Annotated in this window: 13 protein-coding genes; 2 read left to right on the forward strand and 11 right to left on the reverse strand. The window is 36.4% G+C overall.

The window, feature by feature from the left end:
- Window positions 1-29: 29 nt before the first annotated feature.
- Both P0077_RS08005 and P0077_RS08010 read right to left on the reverse strand, forming a co-directional pair.
- Window positions 30-3,248 (reverse strand): SusC/RagA family TonB-linked outer membrane protein, encoded by a 3,219-nt coding sequence (locus tag P0077_RS08005; RefSeq protein ID WP_276168590.1) that lies wholly within the window; start codon window positions 3,246-3,248, stop codon window positions 30-32.
- A gap of 84 nt (window positions 3,249-3,332) precedes the next feature.
- On the reverse strand, window positions 3,333-4,043 hold the full coding sequence (locus tag P0077_RS08010; RefSeq protein ID WP_276168591.1) for a TIGR04282 family arsenosugar biosynthesis glycosyltransferase: 711 nt from the start codon (window positions 4,041-4,043) through the stop codon (window positions 3,333-3,335).
- Between the two features lie 363 nt (window positions 4,044-4,406).
- On the opposite strand from P0077_RS08010, the gene P0077_RS08015 reads away from it, so the two are divergent.
- Window positions 4,407-5,024, forward strand: a complete 618-nt coding sequence (locus P0077_RS08015) for a TetR/AcrR family transcriptional regulator (RefSeq protein WP_276168592.1) — start codon at window positions 4,407-4,409, stop codon at window positions 5,022-5,024.
- Here the strand turns inward: P0077_RS08015 and P0077_RS08020 are convergent.
- Genes P0077_RS08020 through P0077_RS08030 form a run of 3 tightly spaced genes read right to left on the reverse strand, consistent with a single transcriptional unit; the run spans window position 5,021 to window position 7,645 of the window.
- Window positions 5,021-6,082, reverse strand: a complete 1,062-nt coding sequence (locus P0077_RS08020) for a glycosyltransferase family 9 protein (RefSeq protein WP_349292981.1) — start codon at window positions 6,080-6,082, stop codon at window positions 5,021-5,023. The two genes, P0077_RS08015 and P0077_RS08020, sit on opposite strands and share 4 nt — an antisense overlap.
- Window positions 6,069-6,671: a DUF4254 domain-containing protein gene (locus P0077_RS08025; RefSeq protein ID WP_276168593.1), complete on the reverse strand. Its 603-nt coding sequence runs from the start codon at window positions 6,669-6,671 to the stop codon at window positions 6,069-6,071. The genes P0077_RS08020 and P0077_RS08025 overlap by 14 nt, the downstream gene beginning before the upstream one ends.
- A 35-nt stretch (window positions 6,672-6,706) precedes the next feature.
- Window positions 6,707-7,645 carry a hypothetical protein gene (locus P0077_RS08030; protein ID WP_276168594.1) on the reverse strand — a complete coding sequence of 313 codons (939 nt, stop codon included), beginning with the start codon at window positions 7,643-7,645 and terminating at the stop codon, window positions 6,707-6,709.
- Between the two features lie 146 nt (window positions 7,646-7,791).
- Between P0077_RS08030 and P0077_RS08035 the strand changes: the two genes are divergently transcribed.
- Window positions 7,792-8,013, forward strand: a complete 222-nt coding sequence (locus P0077_RS08035) for a DUF6341 family protein (RefSeq protein WP_276168595.1) — start codon at window positions 7,792-7,794, stop codon at window positions 8,011-8,013.
- Window positions 8,014-8,065: 52 nt separating this feature from the next.
- Here the strand turns inward: P0077_RS08035 and purD are convergent, their stop codons facing one another.
- The 6 genes from purD to P0077_RS08065 form a co-directional block, all read right to left on the reverse strand.
- Window positions 8,066-9,337: a phosphoribosylamine--glycine ligase gene (gene purD / locus P0077_RS08040; protein ID WP_276168596.1), complete on the reverse strand. Its 1,272-nt coding sequence runs from the start codon at window positions 9,335-9,337 to the stop codon at window positions 8,066-8,068.
- 105 nt (window positions 9,338-9,442) lie between these two features.
- Window positions 9,443-10,633, reverse strand: coding sequence for a glycosyltransferase family 4 protein (locus tag P0077_RS08045; RefSeq protein ID WP_276168597.1), 1,191 nt, complete (start codon window positions 10,631-10,633; stop codon window positions 9,443-9,445).
- 175 nt (window positions 10,634-10,808) lie between these two features.
- Window positions 10,809-12,005 carry a glycosyltransferase family 4 protein gene (locus P0077_RS08050; RefSeq protein ID WP_276168598.1) on the reverse strand — a complete coding sequence of 399 codons (1,197 nt, stop codon included), beginning with the start codon at window positions 12,003-12,005 and terminating at the stop codon, window positions 10,809-10,811.
- A complete protein-coding gene (gene wecB / locus P0077_RS08055; RefSeq protein ID WP_276168599.1) occupies window positions 12,005-13,093 on the reverse strand; it encodes a non-hydrolyzing UDP-N-acetylglucosamine 2-epimerase in 1,089 nt (362 codons plus the stop codon). Before wecB ends, P0077_RS08050 begins: the two co-directional genes overlap by 1 nt.
- A gap of 102 nt (window positions 13,094-13,195) precedes the next feature.
- Entirely contained in the window at window positions 13,196-14,293 is a 1,098-nt protein-coding gene (locus tag P0077_RS08060) for a glycosyltransferase family 4 protein (protein WP_276168600.1), read from the reverse strand.
- 530 nt (window positions 14,294-14,823) lie between these two features.
- Window positions 14,824-16,530, reverse strand: a complete 1,707-nt coding sequence (locus P0077_RS08065) for a D-glucuronyl C5-epimerase family protein (RefSeq protein ID WP_276168601.1) — start codon at window positions 16,528-16,530, stop codon at window positions 14,824-14,826.
- Between the last annotated feature and the right edge of the window lie 6 nt (window positions 16,531-16,536).

Genomic DNA, 16,536 nt, shown 5'->3' on the forward strand with positions numbered 1-16,536 from the left:
ATTTTGTTTTCGTTCCATAATGTCCCAACTTAAAAATCAGTTTTTACACTAAAACCAAAACTTCTAGTGGATGGATAGGAAAAGTCTTCTACCCCATAAACAATTCGCTGCCCTTGCAAAGCATTGAGTTCCGGGTCAAAATGAGGGTTCTCCGTAAACAACAATAAATTGCTACCCACCAAGCCTAACTTGATATTCTGAAAACCAATTGATTTGGATACTTTTTCCGGGAGGTTATAGTACAGCCCTAACTGACGCAGTTTTACATAAGATGCACTATAAAGTGCGCTATCTTCGTTACCACGGTCAAAAAAGTTATTGTAAAATTGACTCGCCGGGACTGCTGTAGTATTCGGCACGTATTCCGGGCTTTCGGCAGTTCCTACATTTACGACCCCATCGCCAATGACACCATCTTCCCGACCCACCAAAGTTTCTTGCAAAACACCTGAAGTGCTACCTAAAGCTTTGATTCTGGAAACAATGGTACCGCCTTTTCGCCAATCGAAAAGTATGGTCATATCAATATTTTTATAGGAAAACTTGTTATTGAAGCCTACCGTAAAATCAGGATTATAATTTCCTAAAAGCCTAAGATTTCCGTCTTGGATCGGCAATCCATTAGCGCCGTAAACAGTTTTTCCATCTACCTCAAGGAACCCAGTGCCATACATGTCACCTACACGACCGTTCTCACGAGCAATATAAAAAACGGTGTTAGAACCGCCACCACCGGAGAAAATATCTGCTGTGCCGGTCACAAACTGGTCTACACCTTCGGGCAATTCCGTAACTTCACTTCTATAGGTTGAATAGTTTACTGATGATTGCCAGCCGAAATCTTGCGAACGGATAATTTCAGCACTCACCAAAGCTTCAAAACCTCTGGTTCTTACTTCGCCGCCATTTACATTAAAATTAGAAAACCCGCTGGTCTGCGAAATAGGTCTGGAAATAATCTGGTCAATACTGGTGTTTTGGTATCCAGCCACATCTAGCTGAAGCCCGCCATCTAAAAACCATGCCTCCAAACCGGCTTCCAAAGCATTTAAACGTTCTGGCCGTAAATTGGCATTTTTCAATACCGTTTCATTGGTTACCCTAAAACTAGAGCCATAGTTTTGATTAAAAACGAAGTTCTGTACATTCTGGTACGGGTCCGTGTCGTTACCGACACTGGCAGCGCTAAACCTTAAGTTCAGGTACGAAATGGCTTCGGGCAGCGTAAACATATTGCTCACAACATAACTTAGCCCTGCCGAGTAGTATCCAAAAGAATTATTATCACTTGGTAATGTACTGCTCCAGTCGTTTCTAAAAGTAGCATCAAAATACAGTGAATTTTTATAGGAAAGATTACCGCTGGCATACACACTATTAATGCGTTTGTTGAATTTCTGACTATCTCCTTTAAGTGGTGTTCTTGAATTTGCTAAGGTGTAAATACCAGGAATAGCCAATTGGGAGGCTTCAGAAAATTTATATTGAATGTCTTGGTCAAACCGATTTGCGCCTGCCGATATGTTGTACTTCCAATCCTCGTTAATATTATCGGAATAGGAGAGAAGTGCATCGGTATTTAACTCCCGAAACCGAACATCATCTTCACGATAGGTTCCTAACGGATTCTGATTTGTACTCACCGCACGACGGAATTCCCTTTTATCATCATACGTATCAATACCGGCGCGAACACTTAGACTTAGCTTATCCGTAATATCATAGGTAGCAGATGCGTTTCCTAAAATTCTATTTTTATTGAAACTATTTGTGTTTTCATAAACCGTTAAATAAGGGTTGGTCAACCATAAATAGTTAAAATCATAATGCTGGATGCCCTCTTGACCTGCTTGCCAATAGTTTTTTAACGACTCCACGTTGGTATTTCTACCCGTCCAGTTAAATCCGTACAGCGGATTTTCATAGCCATACCCTAAATTAGGCCGATTGCCGCTGCGGGTATTGATATAGTTCAAAAAGGCCTTTACATTCAGTTTATCGTGAACTTTCTGGTCTAAGCTAATTGCGATTCCGTTCCGTTTTAAATCGGTATTCGGCACAATTCCGTCATTTTTTAGGTTACTGTACGATAACCGCGCGCTTCCCTTTTCTCCGCCCGTACTAATGGAAATGTTATTTTGATATGTTACCCCTGTTTCAAAGAAATTACGAACGTTGTCCGGTCTTGACACCCACGGTGTAGGGGTTATATCCGTAAACGAACCATCTGGACGGGTTCTGGAAATCACATCTCCTGCCCTTACAGGATTACCGTTGATATCTGTGGAAGGACTATCGAACTGAGCAATAAGCTGACCTTGGTCTAAACGTGGGCCATAGCTGCTGATACCTCCATCGTTGAGACCTGCTCCAATTCCATTTTGAAAGGCATATTCCCCATTGGAACCTCCACCATACTCGTTTTGATAATCGGGCAAGGTCAATAGGCTTTCCACCGTCAAAGTGCTATTGATGCTTATGCCCAATCCCTTTTTCTTTCGGCCTCTTTTAGTAGTAATGACTACAACTCCGTTTGCGGCACGTGCTCCGTACAAGGCTGCAGAACCAGCGCCCTTTAAAATGGAGATTGATGCAATATCATCTGGACTAATATCTGCACCGCCATTACCGAAATCCACTTCTTGGAGCGCTCCGTCATTTACCAGGTTACTAGTAATCTGCTCATTACTGATAGGCACACCATCAACAACAAATAAGGGTTGGTTGCTACCGCCCAAAGAGTTTTCACCCCGAATTACAATGCGTGATGAAGAACCCACACCCGATGAACCGTTAGTAATCTGAACACCGGCAACCCGACCGGCAAGGCTATTTACCATATTAGTAAGTGGCACCTCTGTTAATTGTTCTGCTTTAACCGTGGTTACGGCAGAAACCAAAGATTGCTTTTCCCGTTCAATGCCCAGCGCCGTAACTACAATTTCATCTAATTGTTCGGATGAAAGTTCTAGTATAATCACTTTGGGAAGGCGTCCATTTACAGCCGGAACCTCTTTCGTTATATAGCCTATGGACGCAATACTGACCGTAATATCATCTGCGTCCGTTTCTAAAGTAAATTTCCCTGATTCATCGGAAACCACATAATTATTGGTGCCCAACTCATTTATCGTGGCATAAGGGACGGGCAGATTATCTGTGTCTACCAATTTTGCAGTGTACGAATTACTCTGGCAATATGCTGTTACCGCACATAGCTGCATAAGCGCTATTATAGCTGTTTTCATTAAAATTCAGTAAGGATTGTTATTTGGTTTATGAAAAGAGAAAACCACCGGGTCTCCACCTTTTCTAACCTCTTAAGGTCTAAATTAAGCCGCAACAGAAAATGCGGGGGGACCTCTTAACTGAAAAGAATATGAATATTTGTTGGAATGAAAAAGTGCTTTTGGGCAAAAAGCCGGATTTGTACGGAACGATAGATGATTTAATATAAATTCAATTAAAATAGCATCTTCCGTAGTGTATAAAAATTGATGTAGTGCATGAGCTGTATCAATATCCGAAAGCTCATCAAAATAATATGTCTTTGCCTTTTTCCAAAAAACACCGTTTACCAAAGTATGGAACAAGGTAGACTGTAACCACGGTAGGGCTTTAAATTCATTTATATTGAAAAACTCCCGACGCATCCCCAATAGATAGATTCCTCCATCTGTGGAAGGTCCAACTACCATATCATTATGTTGAATTCGGTCAACCGCTTGTTCTAGTACTTCAGAAGTTAAATCCGGGGTATCGTTACCAATAGAAAGTACTTTTCTGTAGCCTAAATCAAAAAGTTCTTGAAAAGCATTGGCATAACGATCTCCAAATGTTTTTCCGCGTTGCTGGCTCTCATCAAAAACCACCACATCGGCATGGGCTGCAGATGCAATTGTATGGGTTCTCTTAATAAGGATATCAAAAAAACCTTTGGACGCATTTTTATTGCGTTTACCAAAAAGGGACTTACGTTCTGCCTCCAGCTGTGCCGAAAGAGAGAATACTAAAATTGCGGTATCCTTATTTTTTTGCCCCATTTATCAACTTTCGTCGTAATAGTTTTTGAACCTTACTTCTCTTTTTAGCGCAAGATACTAAACAAGTTACTTGCATTTTATCTTTTCAAAGGTATTTTCCTACAAATTAAACAGCCGTTACTAGGTCATACATAAGCATAAAACATGATTTTCATACAATTAGCCATCCCGTTTTACTCGGTAATCGACACTAATTAACCGACCACGTGGTTTGTGAGTCACTCGTTGAACAACCTCATATTTAACCTTTTAGACACTTAAACGAAAAATTTGGTCACACGACCCCTATTTCCGAACATAGATTACATTGCTAGGGTTCTTTGTATGAGACCCAACGGTCTGTTTAACCCAAATCTTAAAATTATGACCAAGAGTTTAAAACGCATGGCAACCATGCAAAGAATGCAAGTAACAGGACTAGAGCTTTTCTATAGAAACGGATACTATAATACAAGTGTAGATGACATCTTAAAGGAGTTATCCTTATCTAAAGGAGCCTTTTACTACCATTTTGAATCTAAAGAAGATTTCTTCATTCAAATCATTGAGAACCTGCTTGTTCGTAAAATGTACAGTCAACTTATTGAGCCTATAGAAGGTCATGATAATACTATAGACCTCATTACCCAGTGTTTTGAAGAGGCTTTAGAAACTGCTGTTCACAATGAATTCGACTTCGGTTTTGTATTAAGTAATTTCATTAACGAGTTTAATGGTAAAAACGAAACCGTGATGAAGCATCTGAATGACATTCTGCGTATCTGGGAGGTAAATTTAGTATCTGCTGTACAACGCGGAAAATTTAACGGGCATATTGATAGACATGTAGATAGTGAAGGTGTTGCTGTTTATCTTATGAGCTCTTATATTGGTGTTAGAACTTTAATGGTAGAAACGGCCCCTAGCGCGCGTAAATACCGTTTCATGTCTCAGTTACGTCAGTATTTTAAATCTATAGAACCGAAAAGAGAAACTGTTTAATCCGAATTTTTATCGGCATTAAGAACCTGTTCTATTTTCTGTACCACTTGTTCAGGCTGAATGGTGTGCATTGCCATCTTGTAATTCTCAGGCATTTTATTACCGTAAATAGATGTTGGAATAAGGGGAAATTTTTCTCGATCGGCGCAAAGGGCGTTATCCATGTTTTGAGCAAATGGAAAGAATCCGGCATACGGATGGGTAACTCCCCAAATTGTAATTACTGGAATACCGAACATAGCCCCCAAATGTGCATTACCGCTATCCATGGATAACATGGCATCTAAATTTGAAATCAGTATCAACTCCTTATCAAACGATAGTCTACCTACCATATTAAGACAGTTCTCAAATTGATTACTAAAAACTTCCAGCTGTTTCTCTTGAATAGGGCCTCCTCCGAAAAGGAAAATTTTATATGCATTGGTTTTGTTCAGTGTAGCAATAACCTCTTCCATTAATTCCAATGGATAGGTTTTACCTTTAAAAGCAGCGAAAGGGGCAATACCAATCCACTTTTTAGAATCAGATCCGGTGATTTTAATTATTTCATCTGACAGATCCGCTTTAGCCAATACCATATTTTGTGATAAATCGATAGGGAAACCTAACTTCTGAAAAACATCAACATACCTCTGATGCGTAGATTTTAATGGTTTGAACACTTTTGATTTACTAGAGGTCAACGCTTTTTTTTCTGCCCTCCCTTTATCAATTTGTACAACCGGAAAGCCACCATACCTGAAATATTTTTTTAAGACTTTGCTGCGCAGCACATTGTGCAGATCGGCAACTGCATCAATTTTCAGTTTTCTAAGTTCTTTGTAAAGTTTCCAAAGGCCAAAAACCCCTTTATGTCTTCCCTTTACATCTGCTTCATAAACGCTAACGTTTGGTAACGTAGCAAACATGGGACTAAAAAATTTACGCGTTAGCAGCGTAATTTTCAGGGTTGGGTATTGTTTTGAGAGCGCCACAAGAACAGGAACGGTCATAGCGACATCACCCATGGCCGAAAGCCGTATGACCAACAAATGTTCTGGTTTATTTTTGGCCACGGAGAACAGGGTTCAACTCATCATCATTATACATCTTCATCTGCTTATATACTTTCATATATTTGTCTCCAGCCTCAATATCCGCTAATAATTGGTCAATTGCAGTGGAAAGGTCTTTCCGTTGTTCTAACAGTACGTTCAATTTTTGAGTACATTTTTCAATATGCTCAACAGAAGCGTCCGTACGACCAACCTCTTCTTGCATGTGATAGATTTTTAAAGCTAAAATTGAGAGTCTATCTATGGCCCAAGCTGGACTTTCGGTATTTATAGTGGCATCGGCCTTAACCTCAACATCTTTATATTTCTCTAAAAAATAGCTATCAATAAACTCTACCAAATCCGTACGGTCTTGGTTGCTAGCATCAATTTTTCGTTTTAGTACCAAAGCATCGTCAGGAGCTATTTCAGGATCACGAATAATGTCCTCATAATGCCACTGCACCGTATCTATCCAATTTTTTCTATAAAGCAAACGTGCAATATCATCCTTAGGATAAGGGTTAACAAAAGGCTGATAGACATTATCTTTAATGTGATATTTCTGGATACTTTCCTCAAAAACTGTATATGCGAATTTACTGAACATCTCTTTCTTGCTTTAGAAGCAAAGTTATTCATAAATTATTTGATGGCAATACTCGTCGTTAGTACCAAAAACGGAATAATCACCGCTGCCATGAGAATAATCTCTTTAATATTTGCTCTGCGCAACGACTCTATGTACTTGGTCATAAACACAGCAGCGGGAAAGAACATAACCATTACGGGATAGACATTGTCAGATAGCAATAGTATATTAAGAACCAGACCAAGGATGAAAGACAGGCCTATCAGCTGCATAGTTATTACCCTGCCAAAACCTGACTTTCCTAATTTAACGAATGCTAAAACACCTGCAACTAAAGTTGTAAGAGTAAATAAAATCAATTTGGTACTGTGTCCCCAATATGAGAAATAAGTAATGCTGGGCGAGACTTCAAACTTATAATGCTCAACAAAAAAGTCTGGGGCACCATAAAGAACCAGTACACATTCCGCAATCATGAGTACCGTGAAAATGGCTGCAAATGGCACTAACCAATTTCTTATATTTTTAGGCTCGTAGAAATATATTGCCGCTACTACTAAAATTAAGAATAACATCGCCCAGTCATAAAAAAGGCTTGATACCAAAATCCAGATAGTAGCATCAAAAATTTTGAATTTAATGTTTTTCAAGGATCTAATGCTAATCAACCTTCTCATTGCCAACAATAAAAAGAAACTACAGAAAATAGCATTGGAATCTATTAAGGTTTCAGGAAAAACAACCATTAGTAACCCATAAAAAAGTATGGTAAACGAGTTTGCCCCGGTAACTTTATTCCGTTTTACGATAAAATTGATAACAAATACACTGAAAAAAAGAACAGATAGAATAAAGAATTTCCAAAATATCTGACTTAGGGAATAGATTCTTTCGAACAATGAAAAATGGGCGAACCAATAGAAAACGAACAGAAATGAAAGAACTATTATGTAATTAATTGGCTTTGTTTTGCCAAAAATGATTGAAATCATTTGAAAATCTATCTAAATTTTATGGACCGTATTTTTTCTTTTCAAAAACGAAAACTAAGTTTTGATTGTGCTTACTAAATCATCAACATTAAAATTTAGAAAGTTCCTAAGCTTTTTATATTTTTGCAAGTGTAAATATAGCTAACATGAAATCATTTTTTGAAGGAATAGCGGATTTGTTCGTAAACCATTTGTTTTGGCCATTAGACCAGTTGCGTTTTATGCATAGCTGGTGGGGAGCCAATATTATTAACTGGATTCTTGCGATTATCTGTAGTGCAGCTTTCGTTTATTGGATGCTACAACTCAAAAAGTACAACGATAATGACGAAGAGGATAAATCTATCTCTTCTCACTCTTACCTTTAAACCTATTTAGGTTTCTTGATAATTTCTATTTAAAGATATTGGATTCGCTCTATTAAAGGTCGAATCCAATATCTTTTCTATAGTTCATATCTTCAAATTTGATTTTCTCGATATTTTCATAAGATGTAACCAATGCCTCTTTGAAAGTATCTCCGTAGGAAGTAATTGCCATTACCCTACCTCCACTAGTAACTACCTTACCTTCTTTTAGACTAGTGCCCGCGTGAAATACCAATGAGTCTTTAACAGAATCAAACCCAGTAATTTCTTTGCCCTTTTCGTATGCCTCAGGGTAACCACCAGAAACTAGCATTACCGTAGATGCCGTTCTTGGGTCTAGTTCTAAATCTATAGCGTCTAAAGTTCCATTAGCCACCGCTTCCAAAACATCTACTAAATCATTTTTTATTCTAGGTATGACCACTTCCGTCTCTGGATCGCCCATACGCACATTGTATTCAATAACCTTAGGTTCGTCACCGACCTTTATAAGGCCAATGAATATAAAACCTTTATATGGCAAATTATCCTTTTTAAGGCCTTCTACCGTTGGTTTAACTATTCGTTGGTGTATCTTGTTCATAAAGGCCTCGTCTGCAAAAGGAACAGGTGAAATAGCACCCATACCGCCTGTATTGAGTCCAGCGTCACCTTCTCCAATACGTTTGTAGTCTTTGGCAGTTGGCAAAACCTTATAACCACTACCATCTGTAAGAACAAAAACACTGAGCTCTATACCGGCTAGAAACTCTTCTATAACCACAGTAGCACTGGCATTACCGAATTTAGCGTCTACCAACATGGTTTTCAGCTCTTCTTTGGCATCAACTATATCTTCAAGGATAACAACTCCTTTACCAGCTGCTAGTCCGTCTGCTTTTAATACATATGGTGGCTGTAAAGTTTCAAGAAATTTGAAACCTTCTTGAAGTGTCTCGGCAGTAAAACTTTCATAGGCTGCTGTAGGAATGTTGTGCCTAATCATAAACTCTTTAGCAAATTCTTTACTGCCTTCCAGTTCTGCTCCTGCTTTTTGCGGTCCAATTACTGGAATGTTCTTTAATTCCGAATCGTTAAGAAAGTAATCATGAACTCCGTTTACCAATGGGTCTTCTGGGCCAACTACAACAATATTCACGTTATTCGCCAGAACAGCCTTTTTGATTCCCTCAAAATCGTTTACACCAACCGGTATGTTTTTGGCGATTTCGGCAGTACCCGCATTTCCGGGGGCTACATAAAGATTATTTAGTTTGGGGCTTTGTTTTAGTTTCCAGGCTAAAGTGTGCTCGCGACCGCCAGCACCTAAAATAAGAATATTCATGTTCTAAGGTTTGCGCAAAAATACGTTTTGAAGGGGAATATCGTAGTAAAAAGTACAAAGGATTTTATATTGCCCTTTTATCAAATGAATTAGAGTGGGATAAATTTATTCTTTAACCTTTCCTTCAACATCTTCTGTTTGCTGTTTATCTTTTTTCTTCTTGGTAAGGTTAGATTCTTCAACTCTAGATTTTATTTTATCCACCTTCCTCTTAAGTAGTATTTTTTGCTTCAACGTAGCAAAACTATAATTATACTTGAAGAACACATAACCTAAAATAATAACTACGGAAACCAACATAATTACCATACCTAAATTTTTGGCAGTACTACCCAGTACAATAAACAACATAACAAACAGTAAGTTGAAGCAGCCTATAATAAAACTAGCCTGTTTGTGTGTAAGGCCCCAATAATCAATTAGCACATGATGGGTATGATTTCGATCGGGGGAAAAAGGACCTTTTTTATTTGCAATCCGTATAGCAAACACTCTCGCGGTATCGAAAAGTGGGACTATCAAAATACTTATGGCAATTAAAGGGGCGTTCTCCAGAAGAAACGGAAGTTCTGTATATGACGTTGGCCTTAATGCAAGAAATTTAAGAGTAAGTATACTTATAATTAACCCAACAATTAAAGAACCCGTGTCTCCCATGAAAATCTTTTTATCAGAAGATAGGTTAAATCCTAAAAACGCCATGAGACTTGCGTTCATAGTAATACTTATCAACGCAAAGAAATATTCACCAGTTAGATAGAAAATAGTGGTATAAAGTACCATAATTACAATACCCACTACCGAGGCCAACCCATCTATTCCATCAATTAGATTGTAGGAGTTAATGATTGTAATCATCATAAAACCAGCAATTATGAGATATAGGTAATAGGGTATTTCATTAATATTCAAAAAGCCGTTGAGGGAGTGTATGGTAAAACTGGGATTCGTAAGTATAAATATTATTGCAAAGGCTTGTGCCAGAAGTTTTGCACCAGGTGAAATTACGACTAGGTCATCTTTCAGGCCTATTATGAAAAGTATTGTTAAGGCTGGAATCATGTGCATTGCTTCGTCATACAAATCCCTGTCTTTTATAAAAAAAAGAGCAAGTATGAGAACATAAAAAAAGGAAACCCCTCCTAGAGTTGGTGTTTTTGAAGAGTGAGAACTCCTTTGATTTGGGTCATCCATCAAACGCTTATGCTCAACCACCTTTATAATTTTAGGAATGGTTAAATACGTTAGAAGAAAGGCTCCTATAAATAATGATATGGCGGTTTCTAAAAAAAACAAAGTTCAGGATTTTATGGTAAACTTAAGCATATAAATTTACTTCAAAGGTGGAATTAGCTTAACCATGCGGAGTTATAACAAATTATCAAATAGGGTGCTATAACATGATTACCTAAGTGTATTTAAAGACAAAATCATTTCGTATAAATCTATTTACCATTTTTATATAACAGGATTAATCCCTTAAAAAATTCAGCATCTTTTTCGCCAAAGAGCCTCTATTAATTTGGGAAGCAACTTTATGCAAATCGACATCAATTGTTTCTCCAGCGGTAAGTGCCCTATTTATTGCACTTATAAGACTACTTTCATTTTCGGGAATATAACATAATCCTAAATTATTATTTTTTACGAAATCTTCAGCCTCACCTCTTACGCCAAGAAGTATTGGAATTTTCATTGCCGCCAATTCGTTCATCTTCGAAGGTAATGCTCCTAAGAAAACGGGTGAATCAATAAGATTGACCAATCCCATGTTAAGAATGGAAATATAACGCTTAACCTCAGATTTAGATACAGGTGGCAAAAATGTAGTATTTGTTAATTGTAGACTTTTATCCAATTCTAATAAATCTTCTTTAGCCGCACCTGACCCCACGAATAGAAAATGTACTTTACCATTTTCTATTTTTAAAGCTGTTTTAAGTATAAAATCAAGTCCATGAGCCATACCGTGGGTGCCAATGTACCCAATGATAAATTTATTTTGCAATCCTAATTCAGCTACTAAGTCTTCATCTTTCGGTAAAGGCTGAAACAAGCTCAAATCTACTCCATTTCGAATCACAAGCACCTTGTTTTTGGCCACATTGTGTTTTCTAGTTATTTCATTGCCAATGAACTCTGTTACTGGGACAATCTTCCAAGCACTTTTATAAAGCTTGTGCTCTAGATACTCAAAAAACCGAATTGCAGGATTATCTTTCATAGCCCCTACAACTTTCACCGATTCAGGCCACAAATCTCTTACTTCCATAACCCATTTCTTTCTCTTCCAAAATGAAAGCCACCTTCCAGAAACTGCAGTAAAAAATTGAGGAGAAGTAGCGATAATTAAGTCCGTTTTGACAAACAATCCAACCATAAAAGAAGAAATCATATAGCTTAAGAAATCTATAATCCGTTTAAAGAAACCCTTGTTTTCAGCCATAAAAGACCAAACACGAATTACCTTAATACCTTCAATCCATTCAACCTGATACAGCTTATTTTTATATCCTTTGTATACTTTACCATAAGGAAAATTAGGAAAACAGGTAATAACTGTTACCTCTTCTCCTTGCTTAACCCACTCTCGGCAATGTTCATAGGTTCTATGTGCTGGCGCATTAGTTTCTGGTATGAAATTATCTGTTAAAAAAAGAATTCTCATTATACAGTATATCCAACTAGTTCTTTTACAATAATTTCCCCTGTATTACCCTTTCCATAGAGATTAATATCGAAATTTATATTCATGTTTTTTAAATCATTAAATGCTGCCAAAATTCGCTCTTTGCTAGGACCAGTTAAAAAATTGACCCCATTTCTGATTAATTCTACCCATTCGGTCTCATCTCGAACGGTAATACAAGGTTTTTTAAAGAAAAACGCCTCTTTCTGCAAACCTCCACTATCAGTAATAACACAAGTACTGTGTTTTAAAAGCCATATCATCTCAAAATAACCTACCGGTTCCAAAATTTGAATATTCTTGTTCAGAGAAATTTTAAATTCCTCCAACTTTTTGATAGTTCTAGGGTGTAAAGGTAGAATTACTTTTTGTTTCTGTGCGATTTCTCCCAAAGCTTCAAAAATAACCTTCAATTTTACCTCATCATCAGTATTCTCTTGGCGATGTATGGTAGACAAGACGAAATTATTGTTACTGTCTACTACATCTGATTTAACTGCTCGATTGGTATAATAAAGTGCTGCATCGTACATCACATCACCACACTTTATTTGTTCAATGTCTATATTAGCATATCCTTCCTTCTCTAGATTCTCAATTGCTGTATCAGTTGGGCAAAAAAGAACATCACTGATTCTATCGGTTAATATTCTATTGATTTCTTCAGGCATTCGCATGTTGAAGGAACGTAATCCCGCTTCAACATGGGCAACTTTAATATGTAATTTTTTTGCTGCCAATGCTCCTGCAATGGTAGAGTTCGTGTCGCCATATACCAAAACCCAGTCTGGTTTTTCCTTTAACAATACCTCCTCAATCTTCTCCAACATCTTACCAGTCATGGCTCCATGCGAAAGACTATTAATTTCTAAATTATAATGAGGCTTCGGAATGTTCATTTGGTCAAAAAAAACTGAACTCATATTCTCATCAAAATGTTGTCCTGTGTGAACGATTATTTCGGTTAATTTTTGATCGGAATTTTTATTATGTTCTTCCACTGCCCTGCTTACAACTGCAGCCTTTACAAATTGAGGCCTAGCGCCTACGATGGTAATTATTTTCATATTGAAATATTTATTAAAAACTATTATTCAAAGATAATAACTCTATTTTGCTTAATTGTTTTTGGTGCCCTTGAACATAACAGGGCGTAATGTCCATTGAAATTAAGAGAGTCTCCAGTAAAGATCAATTAGCTTTTTCTCTTCCTGCTCCCAATTAAAAACTTGCTCTATTGCATTTCTTCCGTTAACACCCATACGTTTTGCCTCATTTGGATTTTTAACAATATATTCTATTGCATTGGCAATTTCATTGCTGCTTTCCGGATCTACACAAATTCCACATTTATATTTCTCAACAATACCTTTCCATAAGGGATAATTGGATGCAATAACCGGAATACCTGCTGACATATACTCAAAAAGTTTATTTGGTTGTGCGTTAATATGATTAGGGACAGGTAAAAATGTTACTATGCCTGCCACACTATCCCCTAAAATTTCTTTGACTTTTTCACGAGACACGTTCCCGTGATACTTCACTTTTTCCCAACCATTTTCAGATTGCAACTCTTGTTGATAGCTACTGGAAGCAATCCCCCCCGCTAAATGCAATATTGCTCTCGATTGGTCCAGTGCCATAATAACAAAATGAAGCCCTCTTATTTTGGTAACCCCCCCAACATAACATACCTTATTACTAGATTTTTTTTCAATTAATCCCTCTTGATTAAATTCATCTAAAAAAGGAAAATTGTTAACGTTAACACTGTTCGTGTTAATCTTTTTAAACCTTTCATTAATAAAAGGGGTAGCAGTGACTAACGCATCATATTTACGACAACAATAATTTTCATATTTTTCCATAACAGCAGAAATAATCCTTGCTGCAAAGCGCGACAAATAAGGTTTGCTTAGCAAAGCCCTTGGTAAATCTTCATGCGAATCGAAAATTACTTTCTTCCCCTTTTTTCTAAGTTTAATTCCGTAAGGAAATAACTCTGGGTCATGAAAATGGTATATTTGAGCGTTTAATTGCAATGCTTTTTCATAAACAACTTTTCCCGTGCCAACAAAGCGTTTCAGCCTAGAACCAGCTTTTGGAACACCGTAAATTTTGACACCATTTATCGTCTCGTCCGATTGGCCGTCTGCGACTATTAAAGAAATATCAAAGCCCGCTTTAGCCGCTGAGGAACATTCCTTTTTAAATATTCTTATATCATACCTAGTATGGACCGATGTTAAATGACAGATCTTCATAAATTCAATGTTGATATTCAAATTAGGTTTGAAACTCGATGTTCCTTCTAAAAATTTAAACTAAAACTATACATTACTTAATCTATTGAAGCATTTTTAAAATGTTATTTTATCTATAGTCATTCGGAACGCATATTGAAATAATGCGTGAAGTCCATATTTACAAACATATATAAATTATTGAAGGAACAAACAATTAGCCATATCTATAGTGCATTTTAATAATGTTGACACTGGGAGTAATACTCTTGATTAAAATTTCACAAAAGATTTATCGCAGCTCATTTTAACCATAAATTAGTCATAGAATATTAATAACAGCATCTCAACCCTTTTTCTTAAATTCTACGCTGTAATTCTTTTCGTCTTGACATAATCAAAGGAAAATTACGTAACAACAATTCCCTTAAACTATTGTCCAGCTTAATATAGCAAGCTCACTTACGTTTATAATTATCGAAAAACCTTTCTATCCAAAAATTATCTATTAAAATATGTCGGGAAGCTAGACATAATAGCTGTTTCTACTACTAGTATATATTTCCTTTATTTTTCTTTTCTTCAAAAACAAAGTCATCGTTTTTTAAACTTTTCATAAGTTGATAATTATTTTTTGTTTTCAAGATGTTATGAAATTTTAATGAGCCACCCTCAGCCATTTTACTTGTGAATATTCTCCAAACCATTTTGGTGATTTTCTCAGCATTATTACTACCTTTAAACCCTGTGGTATTAAGAACTATTAAATTTTTACCCTTTTTTATAGGTAAGTAATATCGTTGAAAAACTTTGCCACTCTCTGTGTATAAAAAAAACATGTGGGGTGAAATATCCATGTTATTTTCAACCTTTAATACTATATTTTCGTTTTCTTTAAAATTTTGTGACTCTTTAAAAGGAAAAATTATTTGAGCAATATTATTTCTATAATTTTCATTTTCGTAATCGAATTTATTTTCTGGTTCAATCTGTATGTACCCTTCTTTTTGAGTTCCATCAAAACCGACTATTAAACTCTTTGTTTCAATAGTTAGGGGTAATAATTCTGATTTTTTTATTAAAGTAAGTTCCGATTTTTTATAGGTAGCGATTTCCTGTTCCTCTCCGGAATAAACGGCGTTGACTTTTACACTTATTAAAGTTTTATAATCCTCCTTTGTCAAATTAACTTTCACAAAACCTCTATCGGCGATATGTATTTTTAGATCTTTAGGAGGGTGTGATTTTACTATTCTCCTCTCTCCGTTAGAAAATAACAACTCTAACTCAATAGGGTAAATATCTATCCAATAAGGATGGGGAGGACCGATTAAGCTGAATAATACTGAATATCCAGCTATTTTTTCAGAACATAGTTCAAGTTTATATCCGTTTTTTAATATTTCCCTTCTTTTATCAATGTCCTTAGCTAACCATTCATCTTCACTAGACAATAATTCTCCTAAAGACTCTAATAACATAATATCGAATATGGCGTAATGCGGAGACTCTATAGTGGGTACTAAGTCATATTTAGTCCACTTTATATTCTCATAGTAAAACCTGTTAGTTTGCTCTTTCAAAGCTTTAACACCGTTTTTAACTAAGTTATCAAGTATCTTGTTGTTAGAAATTTGGTTTGCAGTTTCTAGACAAACCAAAGAAAACGCAAATCCATTAAAAACAGACTTTATAGATTCTTCCTCCATCCCACTCCAGGCATATTCAAGTATCCAGCTCTCACCATCTTCATCTCTTAAGCTACCGCCCAATTTATAACTTGTAGACAAGTTTTTGATTAACTCATTTATTATTTGTTGATTATCCGTTTCCAGTACATGATCCGCATACGTAAGCCCCGCAACTAAAGCAGAGTTTGCCATTCCCGACCACCATCCTGGTTTTATTGAACCGTGTGGGAAATTGTACTTAAAACTACCGTTATTGAAATACTCAGGATTCTTATATAACTTATTAATCAAGCTTAGATATCGGTTACTCAGGTCCGAAAAAAACGGATCCTTTGTTTTGGCGAACATATGTATCGAATAAAACAAATACCTTCCTAAGTCCAATGGGTGGGGTTCTATTTTTCCACTTGAAAAATTTTGTAATTTCTGTTTGGTTGAAACTGGGTTGCAACCCCATATAATAGGCTTTATTTGATTTTTTGTTAATACATCAGAACAAGATGATAACAACAAAATGCTTAATGCTATTAATGCTAATTTTGAACTTACCTTTAATTTATGAATCATTCTGTT

Source organism: Zobellia alginiliquefaciens (assembly GCF_029323795.1).
Taxonomy (GTDB): Bacteria; Bacteroidota; Bacteroidia; order Flavobacteriales; family Flavobacteriaceae; genus Zobellia; species Zobellia alginiliquefaciens.

What these genes read in the sequence shown, in the direction of transcription:
- P0077_RS08005 (WP_276168590.1), bottom strand. Translation starts at nt 3,248, where the DNA reads ATGAAAACAGCTATAATAGCGCTTATGCAGCTATGTGCGGTAACAGCA.
- P0077_RS08010 (WP_276168591.1), bottom strand. Translation starts at nt 4,043, where the DNA reads ATGGGGCAAAAAAATAAGGATACCGCAATTTTAGTATTCTCTCTTTCG.
- P0077_RS08015 (WP_276168592.1), top strand. Translation starts at nt 4,407, where the DNA reads ATGACCAAGAGTTTAAAACGCATGGCAACCATGCAAAGAATGCAAGTA.
- P0077_RS08025 (WP_276168593.1), bottom strand. Translation starts at nt 6,671, where the DNA reads ATGTTCAGTAAATTCGCATATACAGTTTTTGAGGAAAGTATCCAGAAA.
- P0077_RS08030 (WP_276168594.1), bottom strand. Translation starts at nt 7,645, where the DNA reads ATGATTTCAATCATTTTTGGCAAAACAAAGCCAATTAATTACATAATA.
- P0077_RS08035 (WP_276168595.1), top strand. Translation starts at nt 7,792, where the DNA reads ATGAAATCATTTTTTGAAGGAATAGCGGATTTGTTCGTAAACCATTTG.
- purD (WP_276168596.1), bottom strand. Translation starts at nt 9,337, where the DNA reads ATGAATATTCTTATTTTAGGTGCTGGCGGTCGCGAGCACACTTTAGCC.
- P0077_RS08050 (WP_276168598.1), bottom strand. Translation starts at nt 12,005, where the DNA reads ATGAGAATTCTTTTTTTAACAGATAATTTCATACCAGAAACTAATGCG.
- wecB (WP_276168599.1), bottom strand. Translation starts at nt 13,093, where the DNA reads ATGAAAATAATTACCATCGTAGGCGCTAGGCCTCAATTTGTAAAGGCT.
- P0077_RS08060 (WP_276168600.1), bottom strand. Translation starts at nt 14,293, where the DNA reads ATGAAGATCTGTCATTTAACATCGGTCCATACTAGGTATGATATAAGA.
- P0077_RS08065 (WP_276168601.1), bottom strand. Translation starts at nt 16,530, where the DNA reads ATGATTCATAAATTAAAGGTAAGTTCAAAATTAGCATTAATAGCATTA.